Raw genomic sequence first — 16,375 nt, 5'->3', positions numbered from 1 at the left:
CCTTCTTATTTTAAGACTAGAATACAATTGCTCATTTCTCCTCTAAAACCAACGTAAAAAACAAAAAAATTACGCGACCAATAATAGATAGTCTTTAGCCAGTAATTCAGCATTATGTGGCGTTGTAAAAAATGCATTTAATTCCCCCTGAGGATTGAATAAAATAACAGCCCCACTATGCTGCATATCATAGTTATCTGGTGAATCATCCCCATTATTTTTTACTTTGGAGTAGGCTATCCCCATTTCACGAGTCATTGATTTTATTAACTCCTCATTACCTCTTGCGCCATAGAAAGATTTATTAAACGAGGTTACATAGTGTCCAAGCTTTTCTAGACTATCCCTGTCAGGATCAATGGAAATCATCACTACTTTGGGTAATTTTTTTATCCCTTTTTCTTCTAAAATCTTATACATTTTCCCTAGTTCTGCCATAGTTGTTGGACATAGATACCCACAATTAGTAAAACCGAAGAAAACTAAAGTCCACTGCCCTTTTAAGCTTTCATTATCAAACTGTTTCTCGTCAGTTCCCATCAAACTAAATTGATTGATTGTTCTTGGATTTTTGAGAAAAGTTCCATGAAATTCACTGGGATCGATCTTCTTATTAACACTCATATGTTGATAAACAAAAATACCAGAAAAGAATCCTGCAAACACTAACAACAAAACAACCGTTAAATTGATTCCTTTAAGTTTTAAACCCATATCTACCCCCTTATAAATAGTGATCTACTAAAAGAACTACAAATAGCACCATTAGATACACGACAGAAAATCGGAATGTTTGCATAGCAACGACTGGTTTTTCTGAAAAATAAAGTTTATGAGACCAGTATAAAAATCGAAAACCGAGTACTATTGCCCCTAATAAATAAGCCCATCCGCTCATACCCACAACGAAAGGTAAAACGCTGACAACAAGCAACAAAACCGTATATAGGTACACATTTAGCTTGGTAAATTGTATGCCATGGGTAACTGGAAGCATAGGAATTTCGGCATGTTGATATTCTTCGTAACGATAAATAGCTAGAGCCCAAAAATGAGGAGGAGTCCATGTAAAAATAATTAATACTAGCAGTAATGCTTGTGGGTCCAGCTGATTGGTAACTGCAGTCCATCCTAATAATGGCGGAGCAGCACCTGCCAATCCACCAATAACAATATTCTGTGATGTGGCTCGTTTTAAGTAACCCGTATAAACTCCCGCGTAACCAATTACGGTAATAAAAGTCAGTAATGCTGTCAGTTGATTTACAAACCCAATCAAAATGGCTACCCCTAAAACCCCTAGAATCATTGCAAACCAAAGTGCTTGATTTACTGAAACCCGACCATGGGCCACAGGTCTTCTTCTTGTTCTAGCCATAATAGAGTCTATATGCCTATCGACTAAATGATTAATCGCAGCTGCACTGCCAGCACATAAACCTACTCCTAGCAGCGTGTAAAAAATCAAAGACAACTGTATCCAACTTGGTGTAGAAAGATACATACCAACGACAACCGTTAAGAGCATCAATAGTACGACACGAGGTTTACATAATTCCAGGTAATCCCGCCAATTCACTGATCGGATAGCATTAATCTCAATGGACATGTTTCAACATTCCTCTAGTAAAGTGCAGTGAACTAAAGACTGCTGCTAACAATAAAGCAGCAACTCCATTGTGGGCTACAGCAACTGCCAAGGGCAGTAAATACATCACATTCAAGACACCTAGGGTAAATTGCAATAGGACTAATGCAGCAATGACAATACCCATTATTTTTAATGGGCGATAGCTGCTGAATTTCATAAGTAATACAGACAATATCAATAAATAACTGGCTGTTATGAGGGCCCCTAAGCGATGCATAAATTGAATACTTACTCGTACCTCACTTTCTAACAAACCACCTTGATAATTAGCTCCAACTTCTGAAAATAAATTAAATCCTTTAGCAAAGTGTAATTCTGGAACCCAAACCCCATTACATGTTGGAAACCCAATGCAAGAAATTCCAGCATAATTGGCACTTACCCAACCCCCAAGGGCTATCTGAGATAAAACAATAAAAAACCCTAATCGCAACCAAGGTCGCCAATAAGGTAAATCAGCCCCCTTTATCTTACTCAGCTGAAAATTGTACCGGCTTAAAAAAGAAAAAATAAGTACACCACCGAGTAGATGACTCATCACCACAACTGGTAGTAATTTTAAAGTAACTGTCCACATCCCCAGTGCTGCTTGGAATATAACCAAAAGAAATAACAGCGCCGGGATATGCCAAGGCATGTCCCCAGCCTTTACTCGATTATGGAGGGTAAAAATACCAATAATAACAATGAATAGTCCTAAGGTCCCTGCAAGGTATCGGTGTACCATTTCAGTCCAAGCCTTTGATTTCTCTATTGGCATATCAGGAAATTTAACTTGAGCATTTTGCAAACCTAAATCTGCTCCTGGGAGTACCATATGCCCGTAACATCCAGGCCAATCAGGACATCCTAAACCAGCATTAGTTAATCGCGTGTAGGCACCTAGCATCACAACGATTAAAGCCAACACAGTGGAAACAAGGACTATATGCTTAATAGGAGATCTGGACATGAATTTATGCACCCTTCAATTCACTGGTGTTCAGTAATAACTTCATGTCTTTGTAAATATCATCCGGATTTCCACCTTCTTTATAAGTTAATACAATGAAGTTATCGGGATTGACTATAAAAATAGTCTCCTTTTTAGGAAGCTCTGCAAGTTTTGCTGCTTCTAATTTCTTGATAGTAGTAACATGAATATCCTGTTCCTTAAAGATGGGCCTCAATTCGCTTGCTTCGAGTTTATTAGCATGATCCAATAGTAACCACTCATCGACTTGGTACAATTTCCTCCCTAAAGCTAAGCGCACTCGCCCTATAGAGTTTAACTGATTCAAGCAGGTCTTATCACAGCCCTCTGGTTTCCAATACACCAATTTCCATTTAGGATTCCCATTAAACACCTCTAATTGAATAGGAGAAGCGAGCAATCTGCCTCTATTCGTTTTAGCCGATCCTAACCAAGTAGGATGCTGGTAAAATAAATAAGCCATAATTCCAGGAGCAGCAAACGTCATGGCTAATATCAATAATGTAAGGTATTTAAAATGTTGTCTTTGCATATTTCTTCAAATTTAAGGCTATAAAAAGAATTAAAATAACCAATGCCATAGCAAACCATTGCACCGCATAGGCAATATGCCTCTCTGGTGGCATAGATACTATTTTCCACTCCCTAATAAAACCATAGGGAGCATTTCTATTGAGGCGAATAATAAACGGGTAGACTTTTTTTTGCAAAACTTGCTTTACTATTTTTGCATCTAAAAGCTCTAAAATATACAAATGACTTCCTTTGTTTTCTATTCCTGCCCCTAAGACCCATTGTTTTTTACTTGGAAAATAGGCAATTCCTTCTACCCGCTGACTGTCCTTAGGTATCTCTACTTGAGGGAAATTTTTTCTTGATACATCACCAGGCACCCAACCCCTGTCAATTAAAACCACCCCCCCATTTTGAAGCAGCAATGGAGAAATAACTTGGTATCCAAATTGATGCTGATGGTGTTGATTATCCAATAAAAATAGTTGCGGCAAGTAACTCCCTGTAATTTGAACCGATTGATACTGTTTCGGCAGATCTCGGTCACTTCCCCAGACTACAGGTTTTTGTTGCAGCATGTTTTCCTGGGTGATAATCATCTGTTGTTTTTCATGGGCACGATGTATCTGCCAAAATCCTAGCTCACTAAAAGCTAAAATAAATAGTGTCGTTAGCGCTATCATTGGCCAACTTGGGGTGAAACGAAATTTAAAAAAGGTTACACTTGGCATGGATATTTTACTGATTAAAAGATTGGTAAATATTCAGCTAATCACTGAGGTTTCAGGAGTATAACAAATGTTCACTAAAATCTTCATTATTTTTATCATGATTCTTATCGTTGTCTCTTTAGGCAGTGGTTTGTTTTTCTTAGTCAAAGACACTGAAAACTCAAAAAGAACAGTAAAAGCGCTCACAATCAGAATTGCTATCTCTTTGTCTTTATTCATTTTTCTACTTCTTGCGTTTAAATTTGGACTTATAAAACCACATGGTGTCTAATAAGTCCTAGCATAGAGTTTGGCTTTACTGTAAGTTAGAATGTTACTATCATCTATAATTCGAAATGAGTCTTGAGGTATAAAATGCGCTACCTAGTAATTGTACTGACATTGGTAAGTGGATGCTTGAATGCTGACACGATAAACAACTACATGAGCATAGCAAGTAATATTCCTCAGATGGAAATGAAAGCTGATCCGCAATCACAATCTTGGGCAAGATCGGCTAGGCATGTGCTTACCATCACCTGCGAAAGTATTGCGGAAACTCTGCTTCAAACGAATGAAGTTGCAAAAACTCAAGGCAAACCTTTATTTTGTTTACCTCAAGGCGTTCAGCTTAATTCAATTACAATGAATGAATTAATCCAACAAACCTACAAAGAAATTAGCAGCCAACAAAGCGATAAGGACAAAATGTCTGTTTCGCAAGTGGCTTTACTGGGTGTTAGTAAAAAATACCCTTGTGAAGCAAATCTCCGCGACAAGCAAATAGAGCATGTTGCTTCATTGCTGTCGCAATAAGAAATTACTGACTAAACTCCTCAAATGCCTCTAATGCTTCAGCAGCATACATTAAAGATGGACCGCCCCCCATGTATACTGCCATACTTAGAGTCTCGAGCAGCTCTTCCCTGGTGGTTTGCAACTTGACTAGCGCTTGCGAGTGAAAGCCTATACAACCAGGACATTGTTTTGATACTGCTAATGCCATAGCGATTAACTCTTTGGTCTTTTTATTCAAAGCACCATCTTTTGTAGCTGCTTGTGACAAAGCTGAAAAACCGGCCATCACCTCGGGCATTTCTTTGCGGATCTTTGCTAATTGAGTACTAATGTCCTTAGTAATATGGGTAAATTTATCTGACATGAAATTAACTCCTTTATTTTTATTAAATGTTATCTGGTCTTAATTTACATCATAATTAAAGCCCGGTTAAGCGTTTCTCTTGCTAACGTTAACTTTTTTTCAAGCTCTCCCAGTTCTGCCTTTAAAGGTAAAATAGCAAGGGAGTTTTTTTCCTCTTTCTTTTGACCCAATGTCTTTAACATGGCTTTGTATTGTATTTCTAAACTTTGAATTTCAAGCTCCATAGATTCAATCCATTGCCTTCTGGTGCTGAGAGCCTGTAATTTGAATGAATTGACCTCCTCCTGTTTTTTATGATCATGATGAATCTGACATAGAAGGACTAATACATTAATTTTTTGTTTGATGCGTTCAGCTAAAAAATAGGAACCTTGATCGCTCTTACGTGTTTGGAGTGAATGAATATCTGTTCTAATTTCATCGATACAGGCTTTTCCTGTGAACTCTCTACCTATAGAAAATAACCCTCGAGGTAAATGTTGAGTAGTGATCCCAGATTTCAATTTATTGAGCTTCCATTCTAGCTCTGGTAAGCGTGAACTTAATTCATCAAGAACTTGATCAATCTCTCTCATCTTCTAACCTGAGCTAATTCGCATGAAACTCAATTTTTGGATTAAACCGCTGGCTCAAGATCAGCATCTTTCGGCTGCAGCCAATTGCTCACAAAGGGAGGGGCACACATTAAAATCAAGCCAATCACCAAGGTCAACTCATAACGCATTGTACTACCAACATTAATTCCCTCTGGCGGAATAAAACTGACTGCTAAAGTAGTCAATACGCCAATAATTCCAATCCCTGCCACAAAACACATTCCAAATAGGCCTCCTGGAATTGCAAATGGTCTAGGCTGATTGGGTTGGCTTAAGCGCAACTTAATAGCCGCTAAAAACATAATGAAATACATAAGCATATACAATTGAGCTGCCAATGCTGTTAATAACCAATATGAGCCATTCACTGAAGGCATAAATAAAAACAATCCTGACAATACGGTTACTATTGTTGCTTGCGTGTATAACATCGCTGCGGGAGCTTCTTTAGCATTAGTGCGACTGAAGATTTCAGGTAAATTACCTTCTTCAGCGGCTACCAATAAACCTTTAGTCGGAGCAATAATCCAGTTACTAACGCCACCTAAACCACCAAGAACCAACATAACTGCGACAACCGGCATCATCCATCCCATATTATAGGAAGTAAAGAATGCTGAAAATGCTTGCATGATACCTGCTACTAAGTTGATGTCTTTTTGAGGCAATACCACTGCTATAGCTAAAGAGCCTAGGATTAAAGTACTTAATATTATCCCTACTGAATACACCAAGACTTTAGGAAAAGCATGCTGGGGATTTTTCACATCATTTGCATGCACAGTCGCAATTTCAATACCGCAAAATGATAAGATAATCGCTGTTAAGGAGACCCACATGCCTTTATCAGAGAGATGGGGAACGATACTTGAAGCATTAAATTGAATCTGCAATGGATTTCCTTGGAATATCCAAGCAGCGCCTAGACCAATAATTAGTGACATAGGCAATAAAAGTCCTGCTAATGAACATAGATTGCTGAACTTGGCTGATGATTTCATACCTCGCAAATTAATAATCGTTGCCCCCCAAAAGCAGGTGACAATAACAAACCATAAGAAATAAGGATTTGAGGTCAAACTGGGATTGATTAAGTACCCTATAGTTCCTGCAACAAAAGAAAGGATAGTAGGATACCAAATCACGTTTTCAATCCATTGCAACCAAATGGCTAAGAAACCTGTTTTTTTCCCAAATGCTTCTTTAACCCAAACATATACACCACCTTGCTTAGCCCATCCTGAAGCTAATTCAGCAGATACTAATGCAGTCGGAATAAGAAAAAACAATGCACCAAGGATGAAATAAAAAATGAGCTGGCTTCCAAACAAGGCCGTTGCTGGCAAATTACGTATACTGTCCACAGATCCTACAGTAATCATCGTCAAACTAAAGACAGTTAATGAATGCTTTCTATTGCTCATCGTATTCCTTGAGTGAGAACTAATGGGAGCTAAATGACTATTATAATAAAATAAACTTAAGAAAAGCTTAATAATAGCCCAAATTTTAAACAAAAATCACTTATTCTTACATATTGTGCCAAGCATAATATGGTTTTCAATCTTTGAAAACCATATTAATGTGATAATTAACCGTTTTATGAACCCAAATTAACTATTGGCAGGCCCTGCATTGAGCGGTGATGAGGGAATACTCTGCTCGTTGATCTTTGCATTAAAAAAGGTGAAATGCCTACCTGAAGTATGTTTCCCTCGCTCCCCAAGATCGTGCGTTTTATGTTCGTTCAATTTCTCAACCAACAAACCTTCAGCAATCTTATGTCCCGTCTCTTGTGCATGATCCAGTGCAGTCAGTCCTTTTTTATCTTTTATTGTTAAAGAAGCGCCTCTGTCTAACATCAGCTGGATTAATTGAGCATCGTTCGTATAGATCGATAATCTACAAGCATACATCAAAGGAGTCATCCCATTGAAATCCTGGGCATCGACATTTAAGCGCTTAAATTGCACTAATTCTTCAACGATTCCATTCCCCCCTTTTTTACAGGCCAAATGCAACAATGTTGCTCCATCGCTTTTACGCTTTTGATTAAGGCGATTAGGTGATGAACGAATCATTGCAGCAAATACGTCGCGCCTTCCTTGGTCAATTGCTTTCAGAATTGGGGAGTTATCATCCAGTGGTTTTTTAGAAAAAACGGACAGTCCAGCATTAAGGCATTTTTTTACCGTAACCATGTCTCCCTGAATTGCAGCTAATTTAAACAGGTCTATTTTGTCTTTATAAGAAATTTTTGAACCGAGAGGAAATACTGGGAACGCATTTTTTAATCCAGCAAGCAAATAAGGCTCATCTTGTGCTGAAATAAAGTCAGTATTCACTGTGAGTCGACTTTGAATATTGTCATCAAAACTACTGTCGTACAAAATATCAACCAGCTCACTCGCAGATACTTTAAAGTAAGGTATCTCTTTATTTTGCTTATAGAGCTTGTTGATATCAATAAAAAGCCATTGGTCGCCTAATCTCTTAAATCCCATAGCATGGTCTGCTGTGCTAATAACTACAGCCACATGCTCTTTCAAACCTAAACTTCTTAGAAAATCAAAATACTTGATGGCTTCTGATTTATTTGCGAAGGTATGAGTTTTGTAAAATACATGTTTTGCCGGTGTGGACTCCGTATTTATTTTACTTAATATAGTGCTGATATCTGGCTGCCTGATTAATGCGCCATATTTTTCTCTGTAATCATCCGGATCTTGAGCAATTGAAATTTTTTCAAACAGATCTGGTAGAGTTTTAGTAACCTCTTCTTCTGAAGTTAATTCCTGATTTGATGCTTCTTTATACCCTATGCCTTTTAGAGCGCTGGGTAAATCAGCTCGATGTAACCTCATAGCACTTAGCTTTTGATAAAATTGTTCCTCGTTCCCTTGAGCTACGTCTTGAGCCCAATTTAAGGTAAATCCATAACAAACGCCATCCACATCGGGATGGTTGAATTTAGATCGCACTTTTTTAATTTCTTCATGAGTCAGAGAATCAGGATCTAATGGTTTAGGTTTTAATTTATAGAGAACACATAAAGCCACAAAAGCAAGCGTAAGAATGAAAAAAATATACACAAATTCCATTGATAAAGCCTCGTACTATCCTTAGTCAATTGAGTATAAATTGAATTAATAGCAATAGTCGAGATCAATTAGACGCTCTTCCTTCTGGATATGCTCTCAATAAATCGGTATAGTTATCTACAAATCCATTCATCGAAGATTCATAGACAGGACTTACGAAAAACCCCAAGGTCGAGACAACAATCAAAGTCAAAGAAGAAGTGTAGAGGTACCTAGTGACTGAATTGACAGTTATTGTTAACGAAGAGATCGCGCGTTTTTCGTAAGTCCTGATAAAAATAGGGTTAGCGAAGTGCCAGACGGAATAAGGTCGATTGAAGTTTTAGAATCACTCCCAGCCAGTAAAATATTACCTTTTCACTTGTACATCGTCCTTTATTTTTTAATAGCCCTGATAATAGCCCCTATACATTTACTTGCATTCGATACCTATTATTATTGGGACTGGAGTCGCCATTTGGATTTATCTTACTATGATGGCTCACCAATGATCGCCTACTTTATTAAGGTATCCACTTGGCTATTTGGAGACTCATTGTTTGCTCTTAGCCTTGTTGGCATTATTGTAGTGGGATTTACTTGCTTATTTATCTTCAAAACAGCCCAACTCCTAATGAGCAAAGAAGCGAGCTATATTGCTGTTTTACTATGGCTATTTGCTCCTCTGATTACCTTGGATCTATTAAATCAAACCACCTATGACACACCCTTGACCTTATTTTGGGCCATGACAGTTTATTATGTTTGTAAATACATCAAAACAAACAGGGTAACATCCTTATATGCTGTCGGTGTTTGCATAGGACTGATGCTATTATCAAAATACACTGGAGTTGTTCTAGTGCTTGGTATTATGTTATTTCTGATGGGATCACCCTACCGAGTCTTGTTCAAATCAATCCATTTCTATTTAGCCATATTTATTGCTTTTGTGCTTTTCATTCCAGTCATTTATTGGAATTATCTCCATGATTGGCAATCGTTTATCTATCAATTAAAGGCTCATCAATTGGTTAATTCCCAATCAGGGATAATAAATGTACTCAAATCCATAGTCAGTGTTTTTCTGCCTATTCTAAATTTTATGGTAATGCCTTTATGGTTTTATTTCCGCCTAGATAAAGATCGAAAATCATACGCTTTGCAGTTTTGTTTCGTTGTATCAATGACCTATCTTATTTTCTTTCTCTTCAAATCCAGCGACACTGCCATTCGGTACTATTGGTTAACTCAATTTTTAATTACCAGTTCAATTTTAGGGGGATTTTGTTACCAAGAGCTCAAAATTAAAAAATTATTCCATTTCCTAATCATAGGTTACGCAGTAAGTAGCGTGGGAATTTTATTATCCAATACTGTCTATTTTGATCTCTTTCACGGAAAAAAAATGGCACATTACCGCGCTTTGCAGCAATTCAACCAAGAGCATACACTACTCCCTCGAACGATAATCACACCGGGATGGTTTGAAGCCAGAATGTTGTTTTTTCTAAAGGATAAACCTGAAATTTATACGATTGATTGTGGCTCCGAACAAAATCAGTATAAATTATGGAGCCAACATTTGCTCAAATCCATTCAAAGAGGAGAAATATCTGAGGTTTTATACATTGATGCTTACGACAGAAGCACTTGTATGAAAAACTATTTTAAACAGTGTCAACCAATACTAATCAGGGCGCCTTTACATGCCTACCGCTGTTCTAATGGCTGATCTGGCAGTTGCTTAGACCATATCACATTCGAATAAAATAAGTAATTGATAATGGACCCTATTCCAATCCCAACAGCAACCATTAAATTCTCTTTTAAAACTCCAGAACCCATGAATTCTACAGCCATATGGACAAAGGAGCTCTGCAGAAAAATCATTGCAACAGAGTAAACAATAAATTGAAATAACCGTATTAAAAAATAAGGCTTAGTCCATTTAAATAGAAGCTTCTCTTGGAAAGTGAATGCATTATTCAGGGTAAAATTCGATACGATTGCAGCACTGATTGCAATTTGGCTAGCAAAAAAAGCAGAAAAATGAATGCTTCGCAGATAATTATATAAGCTAAATTGAATGATTGCGCCCAGCAAGCCAACACTACACATCTTCACATATTGTTGAACGTCTTGTTGTCGGAGACGAAACAGCACGCGTAGAGTGTCAACGATGCTATTCCTCGGTAATTTACTATTGCCCTTTTCTCTATCGATAAACTCGATTGGATATTCGGAAACTGTGGCCTTTGATTGGACTAACAACCAAAAAAGTTCAACTTTATAAGCATATTGACTGGATAAAAATTGAGAAGGCAGGACTTTTTTTAAAACATTCGTGCGTACAGCCCGTAATCCTGAGGTAAGGTCTTTGTATTTTCTTGTCAGTACCAAACGAGCAATCCAGTTGCCAACTACTGATAAAAATTTACGATGCCAGCCCCAATTCTTAGGTATAGAACCTCCAGGAACGTAGCGGCTTCCGACAACAACATCATGAGTTTTCATTGTTTCTAACATGGGAACAATATACTGAGGTTGGTGAGAACCATCTGCATCAAATTCAAAGACAATATCAGCATTTAAAGTACTCATAGCAATGTTCATGGCTTGTAAATAGGCAGAACCTAATCCCGTTTTAAAAGGTTCTTGCGCAAAATGCACCCTAGAACAATGCTCAGCTATAGATTTCACAATACCCGCTGTAGAATCCTTTGAATTGCTATCAAAAACCAACACCTCAATTTGGAAATCTTGCACTTGATCAGTACACTCCAAGATTTGATGTATTGTTTGAGCTATATTTTCCTCTTCGTTATAAGTAGGGATAATGATGATTACTTTTTCTTTTTGCATACAACTCCGTGTTAATTAACTTTTTTGGATCAAAAGTTGATATCCATTAAAGTGCCTTAATAGTAACGAAATTAGTATTCAGGGTAAATGTAACAAAATCTTATTTTTGCTTGATTGTAAAAAATACGCGAAATTTGGACATAAGTATTCCAGCAAAGAGAGAGGGCATTTTAATTCCGCTCCTCTAGAAACAACAATGAAACCCTCTTGGAATCTATTCTAGGAGCATAATACCAAGTAATGGAAGTAGAATACTTTTGATTCTGTATGCTATAGTAGCTGTTTTTTTGAGTACTTTTTATGTTTGAGAATCTAAGCGAACGTTTAACTCGTACCTTTAAAAACCTCAGGGGTCAAGGTCGAATCAGTGAAGACAACATCCAACATGCTTTGCGTGAAGTAAGGCTTTCATTGATTGAAGCTGATGTTGCGTTGCCAGTTATTAAAGAGTTTATTGAACAAGTTAAACAAAAAGCGCTTGGGCAAGAAGTACTAACTAGCTTAGATCCAGATCAAGCATTCATAAAAATAGTGCATGATGAGTTAATTCATGTGATGGGCGATGAACGCTCAGAACTTAATTTAAAAACACAGCCCCCAGCAATATTTCTAATGGCGGGTCTTCAAGGCTCTGGTAAAACAACCAGTACCGCTAAGCTTGCTCGTTACTTAAAAGAGACTGAAAACAAAAAAGTCATGCTTGCTAGTGTTGACGTCTATAGACCTGCAGCTATTCAACAATTAAAAGTGCTTGCTGAGCAAGTTGACGTGGCATTTTTTCAATCTGATGCCAATGAAAATCCAATTACTATCGCACAAAAAGCATTAGATAGTGCAAAAAAACAGTACATGGATGTTCTGATCATTGATACTGCAGGTCGTCTGCATGTCGATGAAGAAATGATGACCGAAATTAAAGGTTTGCACAAGGCAATCAGCCCAATTGAAACCCTATTTGTTGTGGATAGCATGACAGGGCAGGATGCTGCAAATACTGCTAAAGCTTTTCATGATGCTCTCCCACTGACGGGTGTGATTCTTACTAAAACGGACGGTGATGCACGAGGTGGAGCTGCATTATCTGTTCGCCAAATTACTGGTCAAGCTATTAAATTCATCGGTAGTGGTGAAAAAATAGAGGCTCTCGAACCATTTCATCCTGAGCGAATAGCCTCAAGAATTTTAGGAATGGGTGATATTCTCACCTTAATTGAAGAAGTTGAGCGAAAAGCAGATAAACAAGCCAGTGAAAAGCTAGCTAAAAAATTAAAAAAAGGTAAAAGCTTTGATCTGGAAGACTTTAAACTGCAATTACTGCAAATGAATAGTATGGGTGGAATTTCTGGCATGATGACTAAACTACCCGGAATGAGTCAATTACCTCAACAAGCCATGCAACAAGTGAATGACAAAGCAATGGCTCAAACCATTGCAATTATCAACTCAATGACTCCTAAAGAGCGCCGAATTCCCAAAATTATAGTAGGTTCGCGAAAAAAACGTATTGCATTAGGCTCTGGAACACAAATTCAAGATGTAAATCGACTTTTAAAGCAATTTGAACAAATGCAAAAAATGATGAAAAAATTCACCAAGCCCGGTGGAATGCAGAAAATGATGCGTGGGCTCGGTGGTATGACTGGACTAAAGGGCATGTTTCCTGATGATCTAAAATAATTCTTAAATCTGCTTCACATGTCGATGTAATTTTCGTACAATACACGACATTTTTATGTAACCACTCTAACTAGAGGAAGACAATGGTCGTTATACGTTTATCAAGAGGCGGCGCCAAAAAGCGTCCATTTTACCACATGGTTGTAACTGACAGCCGTAAGCGTCGTGATGGTAATTACATTGAGCGAATTGGGTATTTTAATCCTATAGCACGCGGTCAAGAAGTAAGACTACATGTGGATATGGAAAAATTAAGCCAATGGCAAAAAGTAGGTGCTCGTTTATCTGATCGAGTAGCTGCATTAATTAAAGAATACAATAAAGCCGAGAGCTCTGCTGCTTAATTCAAGTGAGTATGACTAACTGGGTAGTAATTGGTCGATTTGGCAGACCACATGGCATTAAAGGCTTTGTAACAGTTCATTCTTTTACAGACCCTAAAGATAATATTGTTCGCTACTCTGATTGGCATGTCTATTTAGATAAGCAATGGAAGCCTATTAAGCTTGTCACAATGGAAGCACGTAATAATAGCATCGTTGTGAAAATAGAAGGTTATCCTGAAAGGGAATCAGTGGCATTGCTAACCAATGCCAATATTGCTGTACAAGAAGAGCAGCTTGAAGAACTGAAATCAGGGGAGTATTACTGGTTCCAACTAGTAGGAATGAGTGTAATAAATAAACAACAGGACTCTTTAGGCAAGGTTATAGAAATCATGCCAACAGGTTCCAATGATGTGCTTGTGGTGCAAGGTGAAAAGAGATATTTAATTCCTTATTTACCTGAGCAATTTGTATTAAATATAGATAGCAGTAAACAAGTCATCTTAGTAGATTGGGATAAAGATTTTTAAGTGATCTTACATCTTGGCGTAATTAGCCTGTTACCTGAATTATTCGACAGCATGAAATATGGGGTTACTGGCAGAGCAATAGAACAAGGCTTAGTCAAAATTGACTACTGGAATCCCCGAGATTGGGCCTCCAGACCTTATAGGCAAGTCGATGACAAACCCTACGGAGGTGGGCCTGGGATGGTCATGATGTATGAACCATTACACGCTGCTATTATGCATGCACGCAGTCAAATGGAAAAACACTGCAAAACGATATATTTAAGTCCGCAAGGAAAACAGATCAAGCAACGTGATTTGAATTGCGTAGCTGAAAGGAAACAACCTCTGTTGTTTATTGCTGGACGATATGAAGGGATTGATGAACGGATCATTACTCAACATGTAGATGAAGAATGGTCTCTGGGAGATTTTGTATTAAGTGGTGGTGAGTTTGCTGCAATGGTCTATATGGATGCGTTAATACGTTTAATTCCAGGTAGCCTTGGGCATCTAGGCTCAGCAGAGCAAGATTCATTTATGAATGGCTTGCTGGATTGCCCCCATTATACACGACCAGCAAGCATCGATGGTTTAGACGTGCCAAATGTATTATTAAATGGCAATCATCGCGAGATAGAGCGATGGCGACGAAAAGAATCTTTAGGTAAATCTTGGCTTAAAAGACCGGATTTACTTGAAAACATAGAATTAAGTGAAACTGACAAGCAATTGCTTGCGGAGTTTAAGTGCGAACACGGTGATTCCTAGTGAGGAAGATCCAATTTGAGGAGTAGTCCATGACTAATATTATTGACCAAATCAATGCTGAGCAAATGCAAGGCAAAGAAGTCCCTGATTTTAATCCAGGTGACACAGTACTTGTACAAGTTAAAGTAATTGAAGGTACTCGTGAGCGTTTGCAAGCTTTTGAAGGCGTTGTTATTGCTAAACGTAACCGTGGTTTGAACTCAGCTTTCACAGTACGAAAAATATCTCATAACGTTGGTGTTGAGCGTGTTTTTCAAACTTACAGTCCAATCGTAGACAGTATTACTGTCAAAAGGCGGGGTGATGTTCGCCGTGCTAAACTGTATTACCTCCGTAATTTAGCTGGACGTGCTGCACGCATCAAAGAAAAATTAGTTGGTCGAAAAGAAGATTAAGTTTCATTTAATCGCTTTAAGATATACTCTAAAGTGCTCATCATGACTATTTCAGCCTCTCTAATAGGCAATTTTAAAATAGAACATGTTGGGCATTTTGTGCAAAATAAAATTTAATCTGCTTTTGGCCGAGCATCTGTACCATTAGTTGGTTTATCCTTATCTGTGCTAGCATCGATGCTCAATAGTTGTGGTTTTACCAACTTAAAAAAGTTGATACTAAACAAAGTAAAAAATCTCGCAGCTGATTCAGTAAATGACAGTGGCGCTAACTGTTCCAAAAACTGTTCTTCGTCGTCACTGGGTTGTGAAAGTCTAATCTGTTTTACATACTCCTCAATTTGAGCAGTCACTTCAGAGGTTATTTCTGTCTGCTCTTGAAAATAAATCGCTAATCTCACAACCAAACTATATCTTGTGGATTTTAATTTATCTAAGGAGTCACTTGAAGACTGAAGTGCAGTAAGGTACCTATCAATCACAGATCTGACTCGAGCTATGGCGCTGATCTCTAGGTGTGCCTTTTTGAGATCCGATGCTTTTACTTCCTCAGTTAATTTACGGAATTTTTCTACTTCTTCTGCAGAAAATTTCTGATACGCATCATTATCCATAAGGGATAGATTTTTTTTCATCAATGTACTTATTTGAGAAGCGTTTAAGACTTCGGATCTCAAATACTCTTTTTGCAGATTTTGAGATGAATAAACCATGCATGGGGTGAGTGCACCATAAACCGATGCTAAGGAATACAATAAATTACCAGCAATAGGTGTAGACTCTAGCTCATACACTGCATACAAAATGGCAAACTGTTTAACATCATCCATACAAAAGCCATTATTTAACCATTCGTAGATTAATAAACTCAGCGTGTCATCTGCATCAGCATATGGATCTGTATCCCTTTTATCCTTATAGTATTTTTGAATAACAAATTTAGGCCACTGTAAAAAAAGAACGAATTTTCCATCACGCAAAGCTTGAAGGTACTCTTTACTAGAATTCAACATAGATTGTCCGAAAACTATCGATACAATACGCTACTTATATCACTAAAATGATTAAAAATCTTGTAAACAAAGGAATTACTGAAAGAAAAAATTCAAATAAATCAATCAAACTAATCTATACTTTAGTCATGGAA

19 protein-coding genes are annotated in these 16,375 nt (G+C 37.6%); 8 read left to right on the top strand and 11 right to left on the bottom strand.

Annotated features, from left to right (window positions below):
* Positions 1-69 precede the first annotated feature (69 nt).
* Genes Lwal_RS12265 through Lwal_RS12245 form a run of 5 tightly spaced genes read right to left on the bottom strand, consistent with a single transcriptional unit; the run spans position 70 to position 3,868 of the window.
* Positions 70-714: an SCO family protein gene (locus Lwal_RS12265; protein WP_058481094.1), complete on the bottom strand. Its 645-nt coding sequence runs from the start codon at positions 712-714 to the stop codon at positions 70-72.
* Between the two features lie 10 nt (positions 715-724).
* Complete coding sequence (gene cyoE / locus Lwal_RS12260) at positions 725-1,609, bottom strand: heme o synthase (RefSeq protein WP_058481093.1); 885 nt, start codon at positions 1,607-1,609, stop codon at positions 725-727.
* Entirely contained in the window at positions 1,599-2,603 is a 1,005-nt protein-coding gene (locus Lwal_RS12255; protein WP_058481092.1) for a COX15/CtaA family protein, read from the bottom strand. Before Lwal_RS12255 ends, cyoE begins: the two co-directional genes overlap by 11 nt.
* Before the next feature lie 4 nt (positions 2,604-2,607).
* On the bottom strand, positions 2,608-3,156 hold the full coding sequence (locus Lwal_RS12250; protein WP_058481091.1) for a hypothetical protein: 549 nt from the start codon (positions 3,154-3,156) through the stop codon (positions 2,608-2,610).
* On the bottom strand, positions 3,137-3,868 hold the full coding sequence (locus tag Lwal_RS12245) for an SURF1 family protein (RefSeq protein ID WP_058481090.1): 732 nt from the start codon (positions 3,866-3,868) through the stop codon (positions 3,137-3,139). The genes Lwal_RS12250 and Lwal_RS12245 overlap by 20 nt, the downstream gene beginning before the upstream one ends.
* Positions 3,869-3,935: 67 nt before the next feature.
* Here Lwal_RS12245 and Lwal_RS12240 point away from each other — a divergent pair, with 67 nt between their 5' ends.
* On the top strand, positions 3,936-4,139 hold the full coding sequence (locus tag Lwal_RS12240) for a twin transmembrane helix small protein (RefSeq protein ID WP_058481089.1): 204 nt from the start codon (positions 3,936-3,938) through the stop codon (positions 4,137-4,139).
* 83 nt (positions 4,140-4,222) lie between these two features.
* Positions 4,223-4,663 (top strand): hypothetical protein, encoded by a 441-nt coding sequence (locus tag Lwal_RS12235; protein ID WP_058481088.1) that lies wholly within the window; start codon positions 4,223-4,225, stop codon positions 4,661-4,663.
* Positions 4,664-4,667: 4 nt separating this feature from the next.
* On the opposite strand, the gene Lwal_RS12230 is transcribed toward Lwal_RS12235, so the two are convergent.
* The 4 genes from Lwal_RS12230 to ankG form a co-directional block, all read right to left on the bottom strand.
* Complete coding sequence (locus Lwal_RS12230; RefSeq protein WP_058481087.1) at positions 4,668-5,009, bottom strand: carboxymuconolactone decarboxylase family protein; 342 nt, start codon at positions 5,007-5,009, stop codon at positions 4,668-4,670.
* Between the two features lie 44 nt (positions 5,010-5,053).
* On the bottom strand, positions 5,054-5,584 hold the full coding sequence (locus Lwal_RS12225; protein ID WP_058481086.1) for a hypothetical protein: 531 nt from the start codon (positions 5,582-5,584) through the stop codon (positions 5,054-5,056).
* Positions 5,585-5,625: 41 nt separating this feature from the next.
* The gene (locus Lwal_RS12220; protein ID WP_058481085.1) at positions 5,626-7,029 is read right to left on the bottom strand and encodes an amino acid permease; all 1,404 of its coding nucleotides are present in this window, start codon (positions 7,027-7,029) and stop codon (positions 5,626-5,628) included.
* 189 nt (positions 7,030-7,218) lie between these two features.
* Positions 7,219-8,706: a Dot/Icm T4SS effector AnkG/AnkZ/LegA7 gene (ankG, locus tag Lwal_RS12215; RefSeq protein WP_058481084.1), complete on the bottom strand. Its 1,488-nt coding sequence runs from the start codon at positions 8,704-8,706 to the stop codon at positions 7,219-7,221.
* A gap of 292 nt (positions 8,707-8,998) precedes the next feature.
* Between ankG and Lwal_RS12210 the strand changes: the two genes are divergently transcribed.
* Complete coding sequence (locus tag Lwal_RS12210; protein WP_095197483.1) at positions 8,999-10,420, top strand: glycosyltransferase family 39 protein; 1,422 nt, start codon at positions 8,999-9,001, stop codon at positions 10,418-10,420.
* Here Lwal_RS12210 and Lwal_RS12205 read toward each other — a convergent pair.
* The gene (locus Lwal_RS12205; RefSeq protein ID WP_058481083.1) at positions 10,399-11,550 is read right to left on the bottom strand and encodes a glycosyltransferase family 2 protein; all 1,152 of its coding nucleotides are present in this window, start codon (positions 11,548-11,550) and stop codon (positions 10,399-10,401) included. The two genes, Lwal_RS12210 and Lwal_RS12205, sit on opposite strands and share 22 nt — an antisense overlap.
* A gap of 300 nt (positions 11,551-11,850) precedes the next feature.
* Here Lwal_RS12205 and ffh point away from each other — a divergent pair, with 300 nt between their 5' ends.
* From ffh to rplS, 5 genes are all read left to right on the top strand, one after another.
* Positions 11,851-13,227 (top strand): signal recognition particle protein, encoded by a 1,377-nt coding sequence (ffh, locus tag Lwal_RS12200; protein WP_058481082.1) that lies wholly within the window; start codon positions 11,851-11,853, stop codon positions 13,225-13,227.
* Positions 13,228-13,310: 83 nt separating this feature from the next.
* A complete protein-coding gene (rpsP, locus tag Lwal_RS12195; protein ID WP_058481081.1) occupies positions 13,311-13,571 on the top strand; it encodes a 30S ribosomal protein S16 in 261 nt (86 codons plus the stop codon).
* Between the two features lie 11 nt (positions 13,572-13,582).
* The gene (gene rimM, locus Lwal_RS17730; protein WP_058481080.1) at positions 13,583-14,083 is read left to right on the top strand and encodes a ribosome maturation factor RimM; all 501 of its coding nucleotides are present in this window, start codon (positions 13,583-13,585) and stop codon (positions 14,081-14,083) included.
* Positions 14,084-14,833, top strand: a complete 750-nt coding sequence (gene trmD / locus Lwal_RS17725; protein WP_058481079.1) for a tRNA (guanosine(37)-N1)-methyltransferase TrmD — start codon at positions 14,084-14,086, stop codon at positions 14,831-14,833.
* Positions 14,834-14,862: 29 nt separating this feature from the next.
* On the top strand, positions 14,863-15,228 hold the full coding sequence (gene rplS / locus Lwal_RS12180; protein ID WP_058481078.1) for a 50S ribosomal protein L19: 366 nt from the start codon (positions 14,863-14,865) through the stop codon (positions 15,226-15,228).
* A 113-nt stretch (positions 15,229-15,341) separates the two neighbouring features.
* Here the strand turns inward: rplS and Lwal_RS12175 are convergent, their stop codons facing one another.
* Positions 15,342-16,241: a helical bundle domain-containing protein gene (locus Lwal_RS12175; RefSeq protein WP_058481077.1), complete on the bottom strand. Its 900-nt coding sequence runs from the start codon at positions 16,239-16,241 to the stop codon at positions 15,342-15,344.
* Positions 16,242-16,375 lie beyond the last annotated feature (134 nt).

Source organism: Legionella waltersii, assembly GCF_001468085.1.
GTDB lineage: Bacteria > Pseudomonadota > Gammaproteobacteria > Legionellales > Legionellaceae > Legionella > Legionella waltersii.
This window is presented reverse-complemented; position numbering and strand designations above follow the sequence as displayed.